Raw genomic sequence first — 18,090 nt, forward strand, 5'->3', positions numbered from 1 at the left:
GGCTTCGGGCGCCTTCGCTATTCTAGGCTTAGAAGGTGAGACCCAAGGCCTTCAAATCGGCTCTCAGCTTGTCCGCATCCGTAAAATGCACCGCCTGCCAGCCAGCCTGTCTGGCACCATCCACATTGTGCATCGTGTCATCTATGAAAAGCGTTGCCGCGGGATCAAGGTCGAACGATGCAACGTGATGATCGTAGATTTCGCGGTCGGGTTTCAGCATATGAATGTCGCCCGATACGGTGACGCCCCGGCTTTCGGTCAGAAAGGGAAAGCGAATCTGTGCTTCGCGGAAAGTGTCTGAAGCGAAATTCGTCAGCATGGTAACATCGTTGCCGTGCCCGATCAGGCTGCGCAGAACTTCGACGCTGTCCTCATATGCGTGCGGCACCATGCGGTTCCAGTTTTGCCGGAATGCACGGATGTGATCGCTTTTCTCCGGATATGTATCGATCAGAAGCGCTTCCGCTTCCTCCCAGCTTCTGCCGCGGTCCTGTTCGATATTCCACGCGCTGGTGCAAATATTTTCCAGAAACCAACGTCTTTCCGACGTATCGGGAATGACATCGAGATAAGCAAGTTCAGGATCGTAATGGATCAGAACCCGGCCAATATCGAAAACGACATGCTTGATGGGATTGCTCAACGGTGCTTCCTCTCCCGTTTGAAAGCCTCTGGAATGGCGGCGGTAATCGCCTTCTTCATGACAGTCGGCAGTGCCTCGTCCGAAAGTTCGTCCGGTCGAGACCACCATCCATCCGTGGATGCAGCCTTACTGACATTCTCGGAGCGGTAGACTGACAATCGCAGTTCGAAGTGGGTGAAAACATGTGTGATTGAACCGGAAGCGGTCCATTGTGCCGGGAACGGTGCCGCATTGACCGTTGCATCTCCGTCGATACGCGCGGTCCAATGGCTGCCTGGAACCTCAGTCATCCCGGCAAGCAGGCCTTCACCTTTCCGTTTGCGTAGGAGGATTGAACCATCCCCCGCAATGGCGATGAAAGCCGCCCCGGTGCGAACGGGTTTTTCCGCCTTGGGTGCCTTGACCGGAAACTCTTCCGGATCGCGCGACGCGAGCGCCATGCAATCTTCGTTAACCGGACAGATCGCACAGGCCGGGCGTCGTGGCGTGCAAATGGTTGCTCCCAGATCCATCATGGACTGAGCAAAGTCTCCCGGCCTGTCGGTGGGAGTCAATTGACCCATGAGCGCGCGGATTTCCGTTTTTGCTGCGGGCAGGGGCGTATCGATTGTGTAAAGCCGCGAAATTACGCGCTCCACATTGCCGTCGACGACTGCTGCAGCTTCGCCAAACGCGATTGCTGCGATTGCCGCGGAAGTGTAATCACCGATGCCAGGCAGTTCCTTCAACCCCTCAACATTGTCCGGAAACTTGCCGTCATATTGCATGACTACGGCGTCGGCGCATTTCTTCAAGTTACGTGCGCGCGAATAATAGCCGAGCCCGGCCCATGCTCGAAGAATATCGTCTTCACTTGCCTTTGCCATGTCCTGAACGGTCGGCCAGCGTGCCACAAAAACGTTGAAATAGCTTTTTACTGCTTCAACTGTTGTCTGTTGGAGCATGATCTCGGAAAGCCAGACACGGTAAGGGTCGGGCTTGATGCCGGATGCCTGTTCGACCGGACCTACACGCCACGGCAAAACCCTATGGTGTCGGTCATACCAGTGCAGGAGCTTTGTGCTTCGATCGGAAATGGCAGAATTCAGCATGAAATGTACGTGAGATAACAGTTGGGCAACATTCTGATTAATGCCTTATTTTTACAATTGATAGAAACAATGCTGTGTATATTGGGGCGTAGCGCATAGAAGTTTATCTGTGAGTCTCCGGTGTGCTCCAGTGCTTGTGGCGGAAAGAGAATAAGTGGATCGTCCTATACCTGTCTATGTCATCAATCTTGCGCGATCGCGAGACCGCTGGGACAGGCTGAAGTCCAATGCCGATGCGCTTTCGATTGATCTTCGGCGCGTGGAGGCCATCGAAGGAAAATTGCTTTCGCCGGAAGAACTGGCGCATTTCGATGATGCTGGGTTCCGCCGGTGGCACGGTAAAGTGGCATTGCCTGCAGAAATAGGCTGTTATTTCAGCCATATTCGGGCATTGGAAGCCATAGCCGATGCACCGGAGCCTTTCGCAGTGATTGTGGAGGATGATGTGGTGTTGCCTCCCGCGTTCAGTGCCTCAGTGGAGCAAATGACGCATATTCAAGGCTGGGACGTAATCAAGCTCGTAAATCATCGCCTCTCGGCATTTCGTTCTTTCCTGCAGGTGAATGATGAAATTGCCGTTGGGCGTAGTTTACATGGACCGATGGGAAGTGCGGCTGCATATCTGGTGACGAGGCAGGCGGCGAGAAAACTCAGCAACTCCATCCGCACAATGCATTTGCCGTATGATGTTGAGCTTGAACGCGGATGGTCAAAAGGGCATGAAATATTCACGACGAATGTGCCTCTGGTCTCCTTTTCAGTCACAGAATCGACGATCGCACAGGGGCGCTCGGCTTATGCCAAAGCGCGTTTGCCGATGTACAAAAGGATTAGCACACTTGGCTTTCGAGCAACTGACTATGTCCGGCGAATCGCTTACGCTTTAAACAGGAAGAGCCTGAAAGAGGCAGAAGATTGAGTTATTTTAAAAAGTCTTTTCTTTTACGTCGCCGGGTGGATTCTTGGGTACTCGGAATCGCATCGGCGGCAATGCCCATTCGTGTCGGTATAGGACCGCTGTTACTTTTCGTCTTCTCATGTATCGGTATTTATCTGGCCTGCGGTCGTCACGCGACAACCCGCATGTTCGCCAGGAAATTCTACCTTTTCATAGTGCTATACGGCGTCTGGTCGTTGGGATTGATCCTGTTCCGCGGGGAACCATTTCAGGATAATCGACAGATCGGTTATACTCTGCTCATCACTGTTTTCGCTTTTGCCGGGTCGGGGATGGTACTCGTCCGTGATCCGCTGCGAGCCTATGTCCTCGGGGCGCGGGTTGGCACTTTGCTTGCCGTCATTGCTGCAGTCTATCTTTCGGCGACAGACGGCGGGCGCATCGGTATCGGTGGCAACCAGGCAGTCTTTGCATTCGTGGCTGGAGTAGCGGCGATCTCTGCTGCAATCCCGTTGCATAGGGCCTCACGATACTTACCGAACGGCCCACATTGGTTGGTTCTGGGGTTTGCAGCGGTTTTGACGTCTGAGACACGAGCGGTCATCGTGGTGCTGCCCATTTTCGCTGCGGTGGAGATTATGCTTTTCCTGAGACGCTTCAGTATAAGGCAGCAAGGAGCCGTCTATGCTGCATTGATTGCAGCGATGGCAGCTCTTATCGTCGTCGGACCTGTCGGGAATATCATGTCCAAGCGTTTTTCCGGAATGGTGGAATATTACGATACTGGGCGTGCCGCCGATTGGGAGGACAAAATCTCGGCTGACATTCGTGAGGTCATGTGGAAAAGTGCAGCCCATGTCATTGAAGCCCACCCGTTGACAGGCGTTGGTTCCTACTCAAAAATGGATTACGTGAAGGCCGAAGCGGGAGACAAAGCCGCGATGCTGGATGGTTTTCGTCATGTTCACAACACGGTCTTGGATGAGTTGTTGAACGACGGCATTTTGGGCCTCGTATTCATGGCTGGCGCCTTCATCTCCATCTTCATCTATTTGTGGCGTACCGCCGATAGCTGGGCAATGCGGCGAGCTTTGATCTACTTCGCCTTGGTGTGCGGTAGCTACGGCATGCTGCATAATCCATTGTTGCACGAGGTAACCATTGCCTCAACGATGTTCTTCCTCGCGGCACTGAACGCGGCTGCATCGAGACGCATCATGGCAGCACGGCGTGCAGGCCTCGCCTCGTATATTTTTGGAAAGAAATCACCTGTATGAAAGCGATTGTAACGGGCGCTGCCGGGTTCATCGGGTTCCATACCGCACAGCGCCTGCTGGATGAGGGCTGGCAGGTCATCGGCATCGACAATGTGAATGACTATTATCCGGTCGCCTTGAAGGAAACGCGCCTTTCGAAGCTTCATATGCGTGAAGGTTTCCGTTTTGCGAAGGCGGATATTTCGGATGCAGGAGCGTTCAATGCTGCTATTGGGGCTGATCGGGACGCAGATATCATCGTGCATCTGGCAGCACAGGCGGGGGTACGTTATTCCATCGAGAACCCTGCGGCCTATATTTCCGCCAATGTTCAGGGACAGGTTACGGTCTTCGAAACCGCGCTGGGACTGGAGAAGCGCCCACCGGTCGTCTATGCGAGCTCATCGTCGGTTTATGGCGCGAACGAAAAGGTTCCTTTCTCCGAAAGCGATCCTGTCGATCATCCCGTCTCGATTTATGCCGCAACGAAGCGCTCGGGCGAATTGCTGGCCTATTCCTACCGCCACGTGCACAAATTGCACTCCACCGGTTTGCGCTTTTTTACGGTCTATGGCCCATACGGAAGGCCGGATATGGCCCCGTGGTTGTTCACATCTGCGATCCTCAAGGGCGAACCGATCCGGGTGTTCAACAATGGTGAGATGCAGCGGGACTTCACCTTCGTGGACGACATCGTCAGCGGTGTGGTCGGCGCGGTGCGACGCATACTCGACAAGCCGGAGGATACGGCACCTGTCTACAATCTCGGCAACAACCGCCCCGTTATGCTCAACGATTTTATCGCTGCGATCGAAAAAGCGACCGGTAAGGAGGCAATTCGCACACTGGAACCTATGCCAGCTGCCGACGTGCCGCGCACCTATGCCGATATTGCACTGGCCGCACGTGATCTTGGCTTTAGCCCGAAAACAACACTCGATCAGGGTATTCCTTTGTTTGTCGAATGGTTTCGCGGCTATAATGGAGCACGATGAGCGAACCAACAACCAGACGCGGCTTCAGGCCGCTGGCAGATATGGCTTCGGGACTGGTGGACCCGATGCTGCAAAAGCGTGCCGGTATCAATCTCGCCTTGCTTCAATCCTGGGAAGATATTGTCGGTCCCGCGATCGGGGCAACCTCACGTCCTTTGCGGATCATCTGGCCGCGTCGCCTGCATGACGACGATCCCTTTTCACCCGCAACGCTGATCATTGCCTGTGAAGGGTTCGCAGCCCTGCAAGTCCAGCATGAAACAGGGGAAATCATCAGTCGTATCAATGGTTTTCTCGGATTCTCGGCGGTCGGGCGCATTCGCATCGAGCAGAAACCGCCGGTCATCCCGCCCAAACGCCGCGTGAAGCGATTGGCGCCGCTCGGACCTGCGGAAGAACGCCGCATCGACAAGGCTACGGACGGCATCGAAGACGATGCGCTTCGTGCAGCTCTCGCGCGTCTTGGCAAAAATATTCTCGCTGAGAAGCGGGCAATCGGTCAAAAAGGCGGCAAGGACAGCTGAATTCAATCTACTGCCATAAAATTGATGCAAGCTTTCAGGAGTTTGTGTTCAGAATCTTAATTTATTGTCGCAGATTTGAAGACAAATAATCCGAGGTTCTGACTTTCATGTGAACGCAGCGGGTCTAGCGAAGTGTGATCTGCCGCTCTAAATTGTATGTCGAAGTCAACTATTGAAACAGGACTGGATGATTCGGATGCCTGCAGCGCTTAATCGCAGACACGTTATTTCACTTGCCGGAGCGGCTGCTGCCGGGCTGGCTTTTGCCGGCAGCGCGAATGCGCAGCAGCGCGATCCTGAAGGCACAGTCGATGCGGCCAAGATTGCCGAACCCGGTAAGCTCAAGGACATGGTCTACGGCAAGGCCGACGCGCCCGTTACCATCGTTGAATACGCATCCCTGACTTGCCCGCATTGCGCGGATTTCACGATCAATACATTCCCGAAAATCAAGGAAAAATATATCGATACGGGCAAAGCGCGGCTCATCTTCCGCGAATTTCCATTCGATCCGCGCGCGACGGCTGCATTCATGCTGGCGCGCTGCGCACCAGAAGATCGTTACTTCCCGATGGTCGATGTTTTCTTCAAACAGCAACAGCAGTGGGCGACGGCTGAAGATGGCGAAGCGGCTCTTCTGCAAATCGCGAAACTTGCTGGTTTTACACAGGAGTCCTTCAAGGCTTGCTTGACGAACCAGCAACTTCTCGATGATGTGAGAGCCACGATGGAGCGTGGGTCGAAGGATTTCGGTGTGAGTGCAACGCCGACTTTCTTCATTAACGGACAAAAATACGCTGGAGCGCTTTCGGTTGACGAAATGTCGGCAATCATCGACAAGCTTCTCTGATCCGTTTTTCAGATCGAAAAGCGGGCGCTCCCTTGCACCCGCTTTTTGCGTTTCTAAGGTGACAATGGGAGGAGTCTATTAATGCGCTTCTCCAAGTTGCGCCTCGTCGGTTTCAAATCCTTTGTCGAACCGATGGAGTTCGTCATCGAAGGCGGGCTGACCGGCGTTGTCGGTCCGAATGGCTGCGGTAAATCCAATCTTGTCGAAGCGCTGCGCTGGGTGATGGGGGAAAACTCGTACAAGAACATGCGCGCCTCCGGCATGGATGATGTGATCTTCTCCGGCTCTGCCACGCGGCCTGCCCGCAATACCGCGGAAGTCACGCTTTTTCTGGATAATTCCGATCGCACAGCGCCCGCCGCTTATAATGATGCGGACGAGTTGCAGGTCTCTCGCCGCATCGAGCGTGAATCCGGGTCAGTATACCGCATCAATGGGAAGGAAGCCCGCGCCAAGGATGTGCAGCTCCTTTTCGCGGACCAGTCTACCGGCGCACGTTCGCCGTCCATGGTCGGGCAGGGACGTATCGGTGAGCTTATTCAGGCGAAGCCGCAGGCCCGTCGCGCGCTTCTGGAAGAAGCGGCTGGCATTTCCGGTCTCCATACGCGCCGTCATGAGGCCGAGCTGCGCCTGCGGGCTGCCGAGACCAATCTTGAGCGTCTGGACGATGTGGTGGGCGAGTTGGGCAGCCAGATCGAAAGCCTGAAACGTCAGGCACGCCAGGCGAACCGCTTCAAGGCCCTTTCCGCGGATATTCGCCGGGCGGAAGCTGCACTCCTGCATTTGCGCTGGTCACAGGCAAAGATGCAGGAAGGCGAGGCGCAAAGCGCCCTGGCACAGGCGACGTCTGCCGTCGGCGATATGGCGCAGGCGCAGATGAACGCCGCCAAGGCGCAAGGAGTCGGTGCGCACAAACTGCCTGAACTGCGCGAGGCTGAAGCAAAGGCTGCGGCTGCATTGCAGCGACTTTCCATAGCGAGAACCCAGCTTGACGAGGAAGGCGAGCGTGTGCGTTCCCGCCGGGCCGAACTGATAAAGCGTCTTGAGCAGCTTTCCGCCGACATTGCGCGTGAAGAAGACATGATGCGCGAGAACGCCGACATTCTGGCGCGGCTTGATGAGGAGGAGCAGGAACTGATCGCCTCTGCCGAGGAGTCGGGCGAACGCGATCAGGAACTGCGCGCACTGTTCGAGGAAGCGGAAATTCGCTTGCAGGACAGTGAGAATGCGCTGTCGCGTGTGACCGCGGAGCGCGCCGAAGCCGCCGCGGAGCGCGCGCAGGTCGAACGGGCCTTGAAGGAAACGCGTGACCGCCGTGACCGTCTTTCTGTCCAGATGGAAGCGATTGAGCGCGATATCGCCGCGGTCGCGGAACAGATTGGCGGCCTGTTCGACCCGGCGGAAAGGCGCATCGTCGTTGACCGTTGCGCGGAAGCGCTGGCTTCGGCGGAGGAGATGGTGGCCAGCGCGGAAGAGCTTGTTGCAAATGCGCGCGAAGCTGAAGCCGCCAGTCGCCAGCCTTTGAGCGAAGCGCGCACGGAACTGAACCGTATCGAAACGGAAGCACAGACGCTGGCCCGCATTCTGAATGCCGGTGAAACGGGACAATTCCCGCCGGTGGTTGAAGAGCTGCGTGTCGAGAAGGGCTATGAGGTCGCGCTCGGTGCCGCACTTGGTGAAGACCTCGATGCGGCCAGCGATGAGCATGCGCCGGTCTACTGGGCCTACACCCCTGCTGTCACCGCCGATCCCGCTCTGCCAGACGGCGTGACGCCTTTGGATCGGCTGGTGGAAGGACCGCAGCAATTGCGCCGCAGGCTGGCACAGGTCGGCGTCGTTGCGGATGGCGACGGTAAGCGCCTGCAGGCTATGTTGCGGCCCGGCCAGCGGCTAGTGAGCCAAGCAGGTGCGCTGTGGCGCTGGGATGGTTATACAGCAAGCGCCGATGCGCCGACCCCGGCAGCGCAGCGACTGGCACAAAAAAACCGGCTGGCGGAGCTCGAACAGGAAGCAATTGCTGCGCGTAAGCGTGCCGAGCAGGCTGAGCAGGATGTGCAACGCACCGAAGCAGGCGTCCGCGAGGCAGTCGAGCAGGAGCGCGTCGCACGCGATCAATGGCGGGCAAACCAGCACAAGCTTGACGAAGCGCGTGAAGCTCTGGCGGCTGCGGAGCGTGCAGCAGGTCAGTTGGCAACACGCCGTGCCGGTCTGGAAGACAGCAAGGCACATCTGGAAGAAAATCTCGAAGAAGCGCAGATCCGTGTCACGGAAGCCGAAGACCGGCTAGGCGAAATGCCGGATATAGATGCGATTGGCGAACGCCTTGCCGCATTGAACAGCGAAGTCATGTCGGATCGTACTGCCCTGGCAGAAGCGCGCGCCGCTTATGAAGGGCTGCGACGCGAGGCCGATGCCCGCAAACGGCGATTGGAAATGATTGCGCTGGAACGCCGCAACTGGAAATCCCGTGCGGAAAATGCTGACCGCCATATAGCTGCATTGAATGATCGCCGGGCGGAAACGGCTGACGAGGCTGAGGCGCTTGCGGAAGCGCCTGACGAGATCGAGAGCCGCCGCCGCGCATTGTTGAACGAGCTTTCGCACGCTGATGACCTGCGCAAACAGGCAGGCGACATTCTGGCCGAAGCCGAGGCCGCACAAGCGGAACTCGACAAGATAGCAACCCTTGCCATCCAGGAACTGGCGGCAAGCCGCGAACAGAGGGTACGCGCTGAAGAACGCCTTGCGGCGGCAGAAGAGCGGCGCAAGGATGCAGAAGCCCGTATTGCCGAAGCGCTGAACTGCCCGCCCCACGAGGCTATTCGCCAGACCGGCTTGAAGCCGGATGAAGCTTTGCCTGATCCTGACCAGCTGGAACGTCAGCTGGAGCGGTTGAAGATCGAGCGCGAGCGGCTCGGCGCAGTCAATCTGCGCGCCGATGAGGAGCAGCAGGAACTCTCTGGGCGTCTCGACACCATCGTCTCTGAGCGCGAAGACGTGATAGAGGCGATTAAGAAGCTGCGCCAGGCAATCCAGAGCCTCAACCGCGAGGGTCGCGAGCGTCTGCTGGCTGCGTTCGACGTTGTAAATGTGCAGTTCCAGCGCCTGTTCACGCATCTCTTCGGTGGCGGCACGGCTGAACTGCAGCTGATCGAAAGCGATGATCCGCTGGAAGCCGGGCTTGAAATTCTTGCCCGTCCGCCCGGCAAGAAGCCGCAGACCATGACGCTGCTTTCAGGCGGTGAGCAGGCGTTGACAGCTATGGCACTCATTTTCGCGGTGTTCCTTACCAATCCGGCGCCGATCTGCGTGCTGGACGAAGTGGACGCACCGCTCGATGACCACAATGTCGAGCGCTACTGCAATCTGATGGACGAAATGGCGGCTTCAACTGAAACGCGCTTCGTGGTTATCACACATAACCCGATCACCATGGCGCGCATGAACCGTCTATTCGGTGTGACCATGGGTGAACAGGGTGTAAGCCAGCTCGTTTCCGTGGACTTGCAGACTGCGGAACAACTACGCGAAGCAAGCTAGAGCATGTCTCCCAAAAGTGGGAACCGGTTTTGGGATAAAGACATGCGTAAAAACAAAAAGATAGAGCATAATCTGTACGGAGGACGGTATGAGCGGCGATCACGATCATGGAGACGTTAGCGACACACCTCTTCCGAGACTATGGATCGCTTTCGCGCTGACCAGCCTTTTCATGATTGCCGAGATTATCGGCAGTTTCGTCACCGGCAGTCTCGCGCTTTTATCCGATGCCATGCACATGGCAACGGACAGTTTTGCGCTTCTCCTTGCCCTGATCGCCATCTATCTGGGCCGACGGCCAGCCGATATTCTTCGCACTTATGGCTATGCTCGCTTCGAGATCCTTGCGGCGACGGTCAATGCACTCCTGTTGCTGGGCGTGGCTTTCTATATCCTTTATGAAGCCTATGAGCGTCTTTCGCGCCCCGCTGATGTGCAGTCTGTGGGCATGATGGTTGTTGCGGTGCTTGGTTTGATCGTCAACCTGATATCCATGCGGGTTTTGATGGGGCACAAGGACGAAAGCCTTAATGTCAAGGGCGCTTATCTTGAGGTATGGGCGGATATGCTGGGCTCTGTCGGTGTGATCGTCGGTGCTGTGATCATTTATCTGACCGGATGGGAATGGGTGGATTCACTGATCGCGATCGCTATCGGTTTTATGGTCTTTCCGCGTACCTGGGTGCTGCTCAAGGAATGTATCAATATTCTGCTGGAAGGTGTTCCGGCTGGCCTGGATCTCAATGATCTGCGAAAAGCCGTTCTGGCTGTACCCGGTGTAGTGACGCTCCACGACCTGCATGTCTGGTCGCTGACCAAGAACCAGAAATCCCTGACTGCGCATATCGTGCTGGCCGCCGGGGCAGAGGGTGAAACCGTGCGCTGTGCGGTTGAACAGGTCTTGCAGGAGAAATACGATCTCCACCACACCACATTGCAGATGGAAACGGTAGATCGCGCTTCTGCCGAGCATATTCACTGAAACTCGTCATCGCGCCGCCACAAACAGGATTACCGGTCACTCCACACGGCAAGTTCGTTTCCGGCTGGATCTGTAAAATGAAAACGCCGGCCGCCGGGGAACGAGAAGATGGGTTTCACAATCGTGCCGCCCGCATCGGTAACAGCCTCCAGCGCGCCTTCCAGCTCCAGCGCATAGAGCACGGGCAGCGGCTTTGCTGTCGCTTGCAGGTCGGCGTCAAAGCCGCCATCAAGCCCTTCGGAATAGGCCGAATAGGTTGGGCCGTAATCGATGAATGACCAGCCGAAGGCGCGCGCATAGAAACTTTTCGTCGCATCGAGCGAGCCGTTTCCCGCCGGCATTTCCAGATAGTCAAGCTTGCCTGTGATACGCATGGCCGAACTCCAGTATGTTCCTTATTTGTTCTCATTCTTGCTCTATCTGGCCAGCAGAGTCAATCAGTTATGTGGCCTTTGTCCAGCCAATCCCGTCTCTAATCGATTCTATTGTCGCGGCTTGTCTTTTTTGGTTGGCAGCAGCCTTGCGGATCGCATAAGCAACGGGAAGCAGGTTCTGGGAGTGCTTGCAACTGTTGCAAGCCTTTCGTGAGCCTATCCTGCATCAAGGGAGGCCATGATGGCGAAGTGGGTGTACACGTTCGGCGACGGCAAGGCAGAAGGTGCGGCAAGCGACCGTAATCTTCTCGGCGGCAAGGGAGCGAACCTGGCTGAAATGAGCAGCCTTGGTCTTCCGGTGCCTCCGGGCTTTACCATCACGACCGAAGTCTGCACCTATTATTACGATCACGAGCGTACCTATCCGTCCGAGCTGAACGATCAGGTTCAGGCGGCTCTGGCCTATATCGCGAAAGTGACAGGGCGTAATTTCGGCGATGCCGAAAAGCCGCTTCTAGTGTCGGTGCGTTCCGGTGCTCGTGCGTCCATGCCGGGCATGATGGACACGGTGCTCAATCTCGGCCTCAATGACGAGACGGTGCAGGCCATTGCCCGTGAGGCGGGTGATGAGCGCTTTGCCTATGACAGCTACCGCCGTTTCATACAGATGTATTCGGATGTCGTGCTGGGCGTCGACCATGGCTTCTTTGAAGAAATTCTTGAAGACAAGAAGGCCGATCTCGGCATTGAGGTCGATACGGCGTTGACGGCAGAAGACTGGAAAGGTGTCATCGGGTCTTACAAGGCGAAGGTCGAGGAAGAACTCGGTCAGCCTTTCCCGCAAGACCCGCGCGAACAGCTCTGGGGTGCCATCGGAGCCGTCTTCTCAAGCTGGATGAATGCACGCGCCATCACCTATCGCCGCTTGCACAATATCCCGGCGGCCTGGGGCACGGCGGTCAATGTCCAGGCTATGGTGTTTGGCAATATGGGTGAGACCTCTGCGACGGGCGTGGCCTTCACGCGTAATCCTTCGACGGGCGAGAAGAAGCTTTACGGCGAGTTCCTCGTCAATGCACAGGGCGAAGACGTCGTTGCCGGTATCCGCACGCCGCAGAACATCACCGAGGAAGCGCGTATCGCAGCCGGTTCCGACAAGCCGTCGCTTGAGAAGGTAATGCCGGATGCCTTCGCTGAATTCCTGAACGTCGCCAACCGGCTGGAACAGCATTATCGCGATATGCAGGATCTCGAATTCACCATTGAACGCGGCAAACTGTGGATGCTCCAGACCCGTTCGGGCAAGCGCACCGCCAAAGCAGCATTGAAAATGGCCGTCGAAATGGCAGGCGAAGGTCTCATTTCCGAGGAGGAAGCGGTTCTGCGCGTCGATCCGGCAGCGCTTGACCAGCTTTTGCACCCGACCATCGACCCGCGTGCGGAGCGTCAGGTTATCGGTCAGGGGCTGCCCGCATCGCCGGGTGCTGCGACGGGCGAAATCGTCTTCTCGTCGGAAGATGCCGAACAGGCAAAGTCGGAAGGCCGAAAGGTTATTCTCGTTCGCATCGAGACCAGCCCGGAAGATATTCACGGCATGCACGCGGCGGAGGGCATTCTGACAACGCGCGGCGGCATGACCAGTCACGCAGCGGTTGTCGCACGCGGCATGGGCAAGCCTTGCGTTTCCGGCGCAGGATCGCTTCGCGTTGATTATCGCAATGGTGTCATGCTCGCAGCAGGTCAGACCTTCAAGAAAGGTGATGTCGTCACCGTCGATGGCGGTACGGGGCAGGTTCTGAAAGGCGCTGTCTCGATGCTGCAGCCTGAACTTTCCGGCGATTTCGGAAGGTTGATGGAATGGGCTGATCGTACCCGCCGGATGAAGGTTCGTGCCAATGCCGAAACGCCAGCAGATGCACGCACGGCGCGTTCGTTCGGTGCGGAAGGCATCGGCCTTTGCCGTACCGAACACATGTTCTTCGACGGAAGCCGCATCGTTGCCATGCGCGAGATGATTCTTTCCGACAATGAAGAAGGCCGACGCACGGCTCTGGCAAAGCTTCTGCCGATGCAGCGTTCCGATTTCATCGAGCTGTTCGAGATCATGAAGGGGCTACCGGTCACGATCCGTCTGCTCGACCCGCCATTGCACGAGTTTTTGCCGCACACCGACGAGGAAGCCGCAGAGGTTGCCCGCTCAATGGGTGTCGATGCAGCAAAGCTGCGTGAGCGCGCCGACGCCTTGCATGAATTCAACCCGATGCTGGGCCATCGCGGCTGCCGTCTGGCTGTATCCTATCCGGAAATCGCGGAAATGCAGGCGCGGGCGATTTTCGAAGCTGCCGTCGAAGCAGGCAAAAAAACCGGCGAACATGTGGTGCCGGAAGTGATGGTGCCGCTGGTTGGTCTGAAATCAGAACTCGATTTCGTCAAGGCGCGTATTGATGCCGTTGCCAAGGAAGTCATGGGTGAGGCAGGCGTCAAGATCGACTATATGGTCGGCACGATGATCGAACTGCCGCGCGCAGCCTTGCGCGCTGCCGAAATTGCCGAAACGGCTGAGTTCTTCTCGTTTGGCACCAACGATTTGACGCAAACGACATTCGGCATTTCACGCGATGATGCGTCGTCCTTCCTGACTTCCTATCAACAGCGGGGTGTGATCGAACAGGATCCGTTCGTATCGCTCGATCTTGAAGGCGTCGGTGAACTGGTGGAAATCGCCGCCGAACGCGGACGGAAGACCCGCGAGAAACTGAAGCTCGGCATCTGCGGCGAGCATGGTGGTGATCCGGCGTCGATCGCCTTCTGCGAAAAGACAGGTCTCGACTATGTTTCCTGTTCGCCCTTCCGCGTGCCGATTGCCCGTCTTGCCGCCGCGCAGTCGGCCATACGCAAGGTTTGACAGCACGCCACAATTTGGCTTAGCTGCCGGAGTAGTCCCCGGTAGTTAAGCCATTTTCAGAAGATATTGTCATGCTTCGTTGTATTGCTGCGGCAGGAGCCGTCATTCTCGCCACGACTGGCATTGCCAGTGCATACGATATCTCGCCGCAGGAGCGAGCGGAGAACAAAGCTGCGCGTGACACGATCAAGATCGTTGAGCCGCAATTGCATATCGCGCGGGGTGGCGCTGCATCGCCACAGGTGGCGTTGACGCTTGATGCCTGCATGGGCAAGACCGATCATCGCATTCTGGACATGCTGGTGCAGAACCGTATTCCAGCGACGATCTTCGTGACGGGACGATGGATAAAGCAGAACCAAGCGGCCATGGCGGTTCTGAAGGCCAATGCCGATCTGTTCGATATCGAGAACCATGGCGCAATGCATATTCCGGCCATCACGAACGAGCCAAAAATGTACGGTATCAGGACGGCAGGTTCGCTTGAAGCCATCCATCTGGAAATCGATGCCGGCGCGATGGCTATCATCGATGCCGGAGTGTCAAAGCCTGGCTGGTATCGCGATGCGACGGCCCGTTATTCGACCGATGCCATCAAGCTTGCCACCAGCATGGGCTATAAGATCGGCGGCTATTCACTGAATGGCGATCAGGGCGCCTCGTTGTTGGCGCCGACGGTCGAGCGCCGCATCACCGCCGCGCGTGACGGCGATGTCATTATCTCGCATATCAACCAACCAACGCGGTCAGCGGGCGAAGGCGTGGCCAAAGGCGTTCTAGCCTTGAAAGCGAAGGGGATGAAATTCGTGCGTCTCAAGGATGTCGAGACGACGATGACGCTCAACCCGGTTGCTCCGCACAATCTTCATGCGGGGGTTCCAAAGCCTGCGGTGCCGAAATAATCCCGTTCAGGCGCCGTTGACTTTTTCCTTCGGAGAAAGGCTTTTCATGACGGCGGCGTAGTTGCGGCCAAGGCTTTCAAAAACGGCATTTTCGCCTGTTGGCGGTTCAACGGACAGCGTCGTGCCGTCATTGCGCAATGTGACGAAAATAACCTGATCTTCCGGTTGTCCGGCAATGGCAATTGCACCGATGCGCTGTGCTTCGCTGGTGTCGAGAGCTGGCATATTGAAAAGAACTTCGCCGCCCACCCGTTCAGCGGCCTTGGCAAGCGCGGAATCAAAACCTTCGATAAGGACGTCGATGGCTCCAAGCGCAAACTCCAGTTCGACGGCTTCAAGCGTCATCGTATCGTCTGTAGTTGTGCCGTCCGATGACTGGTTGCCATTTTGAAGGGCGCGATCCATTCCGTCCTCTCCGACGATTGCAATATAAGCCCCCCACGAGCGCAATCATGCCTTCTGTTAGCGGTTGCTGCAATGCCTTTTTATTTGATTTACCTAGCTTTTTCTCACTTATTCTTAAAGCTGGTGATCTTTGCAGGCTAAGAACGCATCCCGAAAAGTGAGAAACGGTTTTCGGATATGATGCGTGTTGAACAAACAATTGAGGTGCTGATTTGATGCGGTCATATAGAATTGCGCTCCGGGAGGGTGCTGCCCCTAATGCGATTTGCATCATCTATCAAGCACGCTAAGAGTGCATTAGTTATTGCTTTTGTAGAACGCTAAACATTGATCCCGATAGGTTTTGATCGCGGTCAATGCCCCTTCCTTCCGAATCTTCGATGTTCTCCTCATCACAAGGGAATGGTGTCGGAGGGCACATGAAACTGATCTGGAAAGCGGCGGTCGGCGGCGCGGGTGCGCTAGCCGCAGCCTGGCTCTTTGCGCTTTCAACACCCCATTGGCTGACGGCCAAACAGGAAAGCACTATCGATGTTACCGATAAAGCGTTGATCGAAAAGGGCGAATATATCGCCCAGGCAGGCGACTGCGCGGCCTGTCATACGGCGCCGGGCGGCAGGGCGTTTGCGGGCGGGCTCGGCATGCAGACGCCGCTCGGCACGATTTATTCCACAAACATCACGCCCGACAATGAAACTGGCATCGGCGGCTACAGCTATGCCGATTTCGAGCGTGCGGTGCGGCAGGGCGTGCGCCGGGATAATGTTCATCTTTATCCGGCAATGCCCTTTGTCTCCTATACGGTCGTGAATGATGAAGACATAAAGGCGCTTTACGCATTCTTCATGTCGAAGGTGGAGCCGGTAAAGCAGGACAACCAGCCCAGCACTCTGCCATGGCCGACCAATATGCGCTGGCCGCTCGCTTACTGGCAGCTTTTCTTTGGAAATTCGCGTCCGTTCGAAATTGCAGCGGACACTGATCCGGTGATCGCACGCGGCGCTTATCTGGTCGAGGGGCTCGGTCATTGCGGCGCGTGCCATACGCCACGTGGTCTCGCCTATGAAGAAAAAGCGGTGAAGAACGATCCGAAGGGCAAGTTCCTGTCCGGCTCGGTTCTGGAAGGCTGGTATGCGAAGAATCTGCGCGATCAGGATACGGGGCTTTCGACGTGGGCTGAAGACGAGATCGTCACTTTCCTCAAGACAGGACGAACAGACCGCACAGCGGCATTCGGTTCAATGGCCGATGTCGTGCAGCACTCGACCCAATATCTTGCGGAAGATGATCTGCGTGCAATTGCCCGCTATCTGAAGTCGCTACAGCCAAGCGAAGGACGCGTGCGTGAATGGCAGCCGAAGGAAGACGTGACGACCGCGGCGCTCAAGGCTGGAGATTTCAGTGCACCGGGCGCCCTGTCCTATGTCGAGCAATGTTCGGTCTGCCACCGCATGGACGGCAAGGGCGCGCCACGCATCTATCCCGCACTTGCTGGCAATTCGATTGTCTTTGCCGATGATCCAAGCTCGCTCATTCAGGTCACACTGACCGGAGGCAGGACGCCTGATACACCGGCGGACAAGATGGCTTTCACCATGCCGGGCTTCGCCAATCTTCCGAACTGGCAGGTCGCTGAAATCCTCAACTTTATTCGCAACGGCTGGGGCAATCATGGCGCTGCCATAACGGAGCAGGATATCGCACGTATGCGACGTGAAATCGCTCACAAGCCCGTCCATTACGTTCCGGAGAACAAGCAATGAAAACCAGTACGATTGTCGTTCTCGGTGCCGGTTTTGCCGTGGCGGTAACGGGGGGCGCCTTCCTCTTCAATCACCTGCGGCCCTCGCTGGATGCCCCGGCTCCCCAAGCCTATGCTGTTCTGGACAAGGACAAGAAGCAGGTTGGAACCTATGTCATCCCGCCGGACCGTGACATTCTCAAGCAGCCGAACGCGTCCGAGATCATGCATGGCAAGCGGCTGCTCAACGAAACGGCGCGGCTTCTGCCCGACAATGTCGGCAACGGCCTGAACTGTAACTCTTGCCACATGGGGCAGGGCAAGATGGATAACGTCGCCTCCTATATCAATACCAGCAATTTCTATCCCGCCGTCATGCCCCGTGCAGGCAAGGAAGTCGATCTGGTGTTGCGCATCAATGGCTGTTTCCAGCGTTCGATGAACGGCAAGCCGCTGCCGCCTGATGGGGCCGACATGAAGGCAATGATCGCCTATATGGACTGGCTGCGCCAGGATGTGAAAAAGGGCACGAAAGTGGCGGTCCGCAATGCCGGTCCCATCGACGAAAGCCTTGTTCCTGACCCGGTCAAAGGTGCGCAAATCTATGCGGCCCAATGTTCGACCTGTCACGGCGCTGCCGGTGAAGGCATGAAGGATCAGGCCGGTGACTATATCTTCCCACCACTATGGGGCGATGAAAGCTTCAACATCGGCGCCGGTCTGGCACGCACCTACAAGGCGGCGCAGTTCGTCAAATATGCGATGCCGCCTGCCCAGAACTACAATCTGCCCATCGGGCAGGGTGGTGTTCTGACCGATCAGGAAGCCATCGACGTGTCGGAATATTTCACCCATATGCCGCGGCCTGATTTCGCAGGCAAAGCGAAGGACTGGCCGAACATGAAGAAGCCGAAAGACGCGCGCTACTGACGGGTATCGCCAGGGAAAGTGCCTCGTCCTGACAGGCGAGGCATTTTAATTTCC

Annotated in this window: 15 protein-coding genes; 11 read left to right on the top strand and 4 right to left on the bottom strand. The window is 56.6% G+C overall.

Going from position 1 to position 18,090, the window contains the following annotated elements:
• Nucleotides 1-28 precede the first annotated feature (28 nt).
• Nucleotides 29-643 (bottom strand): HAD family hydrolase, encoded by a 615-nt coding sequence (locus tag JNC70_RS07480; RefSeq protein WP_104754754.1) that lies wholly within the window; start codon nt 641-643, stop codon nt 29-31.
• Complete coding sequence (gene mutY, locus JNC70_RS07485; RefSeq protein WP_211692395.1) at nt 640-1,734, bottom strand: A/G-specific adenine glycosylase; 1,095 nt, start codon at nt 1,732-1,734, stop codon at nt 640-642. The genes JNC70_RS07480 and mutY overlap by 4 nt, the downstream gene beginning before the upstream one ends.
• Before the next feature lie 154 nt (nt 1,735-1,888).
• Between mutY and JNC70_RS07490 the strand changes: the two genes are divergently transcribed.
• From JNC70_RS07490 to JNC70_RS07520, 7 genes are all read left to right on the top strand, one after another.
• Complete coding sequence (locus JNC70_RS07490; RefSeq protein ID WP_374788567.1) at nt 1,889-2,653, top strand: glycosyltransferase family 25 protein; 765 nt, start codon at nt 1,889-1,891, stop codon at nt 2,651-2,653.
• A 71-nt stretch (nt 2,654-2,724) separates the two neighbouring features.
• Nucleotides 2,725-3,909 (top strand): O-antigen ligase family protein, encoded by a 1,185-nt coding sequence (locus JNC70_RS07495; protein ID WP_374788568.1) that lies wholly within the window; start codon nt 2,725-2,727, stop codon nt 3,907-3,909.
• Nucleotides 3,906-4,883, top strand: a complete 978-nt coding sequence (locus JNC70_RS07500; RefSeq protein WP_374788569.1) for an NAD-dependent epimerase/dehydratase family protein — start codon at nt 3,906-3,908, stop codon at nt 4,881-4,883. The genes JNC70_RS07495 and JNC70_RS07500 overlap by 4 nt, the downstream gene beginning before the upstream one ends.
• Entirely contained in the window at nt 4,880-5,407 is a 528-nt protein-coding gene (locus JNC70_RS07505; RefSeq protein ID WP_104754759.1) for a DUF721 domain-containing protein, read from the top strand. The genes JNC70_RS07500 and JNC70_RS07505 overlap by 4 nt, the downstream gene beginning before the upstream one ends.
• 196 nt (nt 5,408-5,603) lie before the next feature.
• The gene (locus tag JNC70_RS07510) at nt 5,604-6,257 is read left to right on the top strand and encodes a DsbA family protein (protein ID WP_104754760.1); all 654 of its coding nucleotides are present in this window, start codon (nt 5,604-5,606) and stop codon (nt 6,255-6,257) included.
• Between the two features lie 81 nt (nt 6,258-6,338).
• Nucleotides 6,339-9,797, top strand: a complete 3,459-nt coding sequence (gene smc, locus JNC70_RS07515; protein WP_374788570.1) for a chromosome segregation protein SMC — start codon at nt 6,339-6,341, stop codon at nt 9,795-9,797.
• Nucleotides 9,798-9,885: 88 nt separating this feature from the next.
• Entirely contained in the window at nt 9,886-10,779 is an 894-nt protein-coding gene (locus JNC70_RS07520) for a cation diffusion facilitator family transporter (protein WP_374788571.1), read from the top strand.
• A gap of 29 nt (nt 10,780-10,808) precedes the next feature.
• Here JNC70_RS07520 and JNC70_RS07525 read toward each other — a convergent pair whose 3' ends face one another.
• The gene (locus tag JNC70_RS07525) at nt 10,809-11,153 is read right to left on the bottom strand and encodes a VOC family protein (RefSeq protein ID WP_104754763.1); all 345 of its coding nucleotides are present in this window, start codon (nt 11,151-11,153) and stop codon (nt 10,809-10,811) included.
• 241 nt (nt 11,154-11,394) lie between these two features.
• Between JNC70_RS07525 and ppdK the strand changes: the two genes are divergently transcribed.
• Both ppdK and JNC70_RS07535 read left to right on the top strand, forming a co-directional pair.
• Nucleotides 11,395-14,058 carry a pyruvate, phosphate dikinase gene (ppdK, locus tag JNC70_RS07530; protein ID WP_104754764.1) on the top strand — a complete coding sequence of 888 codons (2,664 nt, stop codon included), beginning with the start codon at nt 11,395-11,397 and terminating at the stop codon, nt 14,056-14,058.
• Between the two features lie 71 nt (nt 14,059-14,129).
• A complete protein-coding gene (locus tag JNC70_RS07535; RefSeq protein WP_104754765.1) occupies nt 14,130-14,960 on the top strand; it encodes a polysaccharide deacetylase family protein in 831 nt (276 codons plus the stop codon).
• A 6-nt stretch (nt 14,961-14,966) separates the two neighbouring features.
• Here the strand turns inward: JNC70_RS07535 and JNC70_RS07540 are convergent, their stop codons facing one another.
• Complete coding sequence (locus JNC70_RS07540; protein ID WP_104754766.1) at nt 14,967-15,365, bottom strand: hypothetical protein; 399 nt, start codon at nt 15,363-15,365, stop codon at nt 14,967-14,969.
• 419 nt (nt 15,366-15,784) lie between these two features.
• Between JNC70_RS07540 and JNC70_RS07545 the strand changes: the two genes are divergently transcribed.
• Together JNC70_RS07545 and JNC70_RS07550 are read left to right on the top strand one after the other, a co-directional pair.
• On the top strand, nt 15,785-17,128 hold the full coding sequence (locus JNC70_RS07545; RefSeq protein WP_104754767.1) for a c-type cytochrome: 1,344 nt from the start codon (nt 15,785-15,787) through the stop codon (nt 17,126-17,128).
• Nucleotides 17,125-18,036: a c-type cytochrome gene (locus tag JNC70_RS07550; protein ID WP_104754768.1), complete on the top strand. Its 912-nt coding sequence runs from the start codon at nt 17,125-17,127 to the stop codon at nt 18,034-18,036. The genes JNC70_RS07545 and JNC70_RS07550 overlap by 4 nt, the downstream gene beginning before the upstream one ends.
• The last annotated feature ends 54 nt before the right edge of the window (nt 18,037-18,090 follow it).

Origin of the sequence: Brucella oryzae (assembly GCF_041929965.1) — a bacterium.
In the GTDB taxonomy this organism is placed as follows: domain Bacteria; phylum Pseudomonadota; class Alphaproteobacteria; order Rhizobiales; family Rhizobiaceae; genus Brucella; species Brucella oryzae.